General features: G+C 52.4%; 3 protein-coding genes. 2 read left to right on the top strand and 1 reads right to left on the bottom strand.

From position 1 onward, the window contains the following. Together K0B01_14710 and K0B01_14705 are read left to right on the top strand one after the other, a co-directional pair. Positions 1–756, top strand: a 756-nt coding sequence (locus K0B01_14710; GenBank protein MBW6487394.1) for a TRAP transporter large permease subunit, incomplete at its 5' end; no start/stop codon positions are given. A 56-nt stretch (positions 757–812) separates the two neighbouring features. Beyond that, entirely contained in the window at positions 813–1,823 is a 1,011-nt protein-coding gene (locus K0B01_14705; protein ID MBW6487393.1) for a TRAP transporter substrate-binding protein, read from the top strand. Between the two features lie 91 nt (positions 1,824–1,914). On the opposite strand, the gene hflX is transcribed toward K0B01_14705, so the two are convergent. After that, entirely contained in the window at positions 1,915–3,546 is a 1,632-nt protein-coding gene (hflX, locus tag K0B01_14700; GenBank protein ID MBW6487392.1) for a GTPase HflX, read from the bottom strand. Positions 3,547–3,752 lie beyond the last annotated feature (206 nt).

The following is a 3,752-nucleotide window of genomic DNA, read 5'->3' as shown; positions in this document are numbered from 1 at the left end:
TTGAGTCTCATGTTTATCGCCTACATGGTGTACGTGGGAATGACCGATAAGAACATCCAGAGCGATGAGCGCGCAAGTCTCAAGGAGATCGGAGGGGCTTTCAAGGATGGCGCAGCCGGCCTTATAGTCATCGTAATCATTATGGGAGGAATCTATTCCGGATTTTTTACCCCCAGTGAAGCCGGCGCCGTAGCTCTTCTTTACAGCATATTTCTATGTATGGTCTGGTACCGCACGATGAATTGGAAAATACTAAAAAGCAGTGTGATGAAGGGAGGGAAAATTGCCTCCATGATCATACTAATCATCATTGGGGCGAATATTGCCGGCAATATGATTACCATGAGCCAGATCACCCAGAAGCTTCTGGTTATGGTAAACTCCCTTGCTATCCCGAACTGGGGGTACATGTTCATTATCATAATCTTTCTCATCATCATGGGGGGACCACTCGAGGCTGTTTCAATTATGATCATAACGGTTCCCATACTATATCCCATAATTACCGCACTGGGATTCAACGGAATCTGGTTTGGCATAATTCAGGTTGTTGTCGGTGAGATGGCGCTCATCTCTCCGCCGGAAGGTATAAATCTCTTTATTCTCCAGGAAATAGGGAATGCCAATGCCGCCGAAGTTTCAAGAGGCGTCATTCCGTTCCTTGTCATTATGGGCGTATTTTTGTTATTTCTGTGTGTATTTCCTTCTATTACTACATGGCTGCCCACAATAGTATTGGGAACGGGAGGTGGATGATTTGCCAAGGACGAGTGGGACTTTCCCCAAAAAACATCTTGCAAGGAGGTTAGACAATGAAAAAGAGTGCTTTATTATCAGGGATTGTATCGGTATTGATGTTCCTGCTTATCGGAGTTTCCATGACCTATGCGGAACCGTTGACGATCAGGTTTAGCAGCGGCGCTCCGGAGAATCATTTTCTCACCAGGCAATACATTGAATGGGCAAAGCTGATTGAAAAAAACTCGAAGGGGGATATCAAGGTCGAGGTGTACCATTCCGCCCAGCTCTACCGGGATAACGAGGTGATCAAGGCCGTGCAGACGGGTGGCGTGGAATCCGGCGGTGCTTTTACCATGTATCTGGAAAATCAGCTTGTTCCGGCATTGAAGGTATATATGATGCCTTATCTTTTCCACAACGTCGATGAAACCTGGAATGTATATAAATCAGACGTTGGCGCGGGGTGGAAACAAACAGCGGAACGAAAAGGAGTTAAACTTCTTGCCATGGTTGCGATGCCCTCCCCGGACGACCAGATTATCATGACCACCAAGAAGCCTGTGAAAGTGCCAGCCGATATCAAAGGGCTTGTGATCAGAGGGGCAAGTCCGGAACATGCGATGGCAATCAAAAAGTGGGGTGCCGGGCCATCATTTCTCTCCGGCGCCGAGGTTTACATGGGGCTCCAGCGCAACATCATCAATGGCGCCGTGAATTCCATAGCCACTTATGTGGATAGAAAACTCTATGAAGCTGCCCCTTACGTCATCCTGACGCCTATATCCGTCGTTCACACCTTCATTGTTATAAATAAGGTTTTCTTTGATAAACTCAGCCCAGAGAGGCAGAAGGTCATTATGGAGGCCAGCGCTGAAATAGAAAACAACACTGTTCCGTTTGCTAAAAAAACGCTGACAGAGAGCATGGAAAAGGCAAAGAAAAAAGGAAATATATATCTACCAACAGCAGCCGAGGCGCTCATCTGGCGGGAAGGCATGTCTGACCTCTGGGAAGAAGCAACCAAAGGGAATAAGGATGTCGTGGACGTCCTTAATAAAACACGTATTATCCTAAAAAGATAGATGCAAAGCAAATTCACCGGTGGGCGGTAGATTTCTTTGAGTTCGGCGACGGAAACCTCGCTGCCGGTAGAGCCGCTCGATGCGCCTGATTTCAGCTTGTAAAGGATGATTTAATCAACCGGGCGAGTTTGTCCAGCAGGGGGGGGAATGTGGCCGGCGCAAGCGCGCTGATCGGCAAGGCATGGAAGCGGCGGCAGAGGGCGGGAAGCGTTGAGGGGTCGGCAAGCTGGTCGATTTTGTTGAAGGCGCGGAGGGTTGGCTTGCCGGCCAGCTCAAGCTCCGCAAGGATTTTCTCGACGGCCGCTGTCTGCCCCTCGAAGGCCGGGTTGGCGACGTCGATTACATGCAGCAGAATATCCGCGTCCTGAAGCTCGTCGAGCGTCGCCCGGAACGCGGCGAATAGTTCCTTGGGCAGCTCCTGGATGAAGCCGACCGTATCGGTTATCAGGGCCTCGGTATCCTGAGGAAAACGCAGGCGCGCTGTTTTTGTATCGAGGGTCGCGAAGAGCCGGTTTTCGGAGGTCACGGAGCTTTTCGTAAGTGCGTTCAGGAGCGTGGATTTGCCGGCATTGGTATAGCCGACGATCGAGATGACCGGGATGCCCCGTTTGTTCCTGCGCATACGCCGCTGTCCGCGGGCTTTTTCCGTATCCTTCAGTTCCTTTTCCAGATGGGTAATCCGGTCGCGGATGCGGCGACGGTCAATTTCGAGCTTTGTTTCGCCGGGGCCGGTGCCGCCGATGCCGCCGGCGAGCCGGGAGAGGCCCGAGTCCTGCTTCGTCAGCCGGGGGAGGCGGTATTTGAGCTGGGCGAGCTCAACCTGGATTTTTGCCTCCCGGCTGCGGGCGTTTTTGGCAAAGATGTCGAGGATCACCTGGGTGCGGTCGATCACTTTCATCTCTGTGAAATCGCAGAGCGAGCTTGTCTGGGAGGCGGTCAGTTCATGATCGAAGACGAGGATATTCGCGTCCATCTGCAGGGCCCGGATTACGGTATCGGAGAGTTTTCCCTTGCCCATTAGGAAACGCGGGTCGAGCTGGGGGCGATGCTGAATGACGGCGTCGAAGACCTCGACTCCGGCAGTGCGGCACAATTCCCTTAGCTCTGTGACGGAGGTCTCGCCGTCGAAAAACGGGTTTGTTTCAACCCGGACGATAATCGCCCGCTCGCGCGCCTCGATTTTGCGCCCTTTGAGCTTTTTTGCGAATTCTCCTTCGAGGGCGCCGATGAAAGCGGCAAAATCCATGTCGATTGCGCCGGGGCGAAGCGGCGGGAGAATATCCCAGAAACGTCCCTCCGGATTTTCGGGGATCAAGTGGGCGATGTGGACGTACCCGGGCAGGCCGTCCTCCCCCGCCTCGATGGCGCAGATGAGATCGAGGCGCAGCAGCGCCAGATCAACGAGGTCATCCGTCGTTAATTCCTCACTGTTCAAATGGGTGTGGATCAGCCTGAGCCCCTTGAAACGGAGTGATGAGGAACGGAAAGCATCGAGACTGGGGATCAGGATGTTGTGGTGCGACCCGACAATGACGAAGGCGACCTCCCCCCGGCGGGAGAGCAGCAGCCCTATCTGCCGATTGAGACTTCGGGAAATTTCCGCAAGCTGCCGGGCCAGCTCCGGGGTGACAATTACATCCGCCGGGACGCGCCTCTGGTACAAACGCTCCAGCATTTTCTTTTCCGCCGGAGCCAGGCCGGTCAATTCTCCGTATATCTCCATGGGGGTCAGGTCTTTAAATTAAGTGTTTTTAAAAGGCGCTTTCCTTGAAGGCGGTGGCTCCCCCAATTCAGTATTCCTTTGAGGCAATTGCAAAACTATTTGTCATTCCCGAAAGCGGAGCTTAATGTACACAATGCTTCTATCGGGAATACGGTTTTTCAAGCAGTTAGAACCAGATTATGAACATTAAACTTCGTTTTCCCGCT

This window comes from Syntrophobacterales bacterium, from assembly GCA_019429105.1.
Lineage (GTDB): Bacteria > Desulfobacterota > Syntrophia > Syntrophales > UBA5619 > DYTH01.
This window is presented reverse-complemented; position numbering and strand designations above follow the sequence as displayed.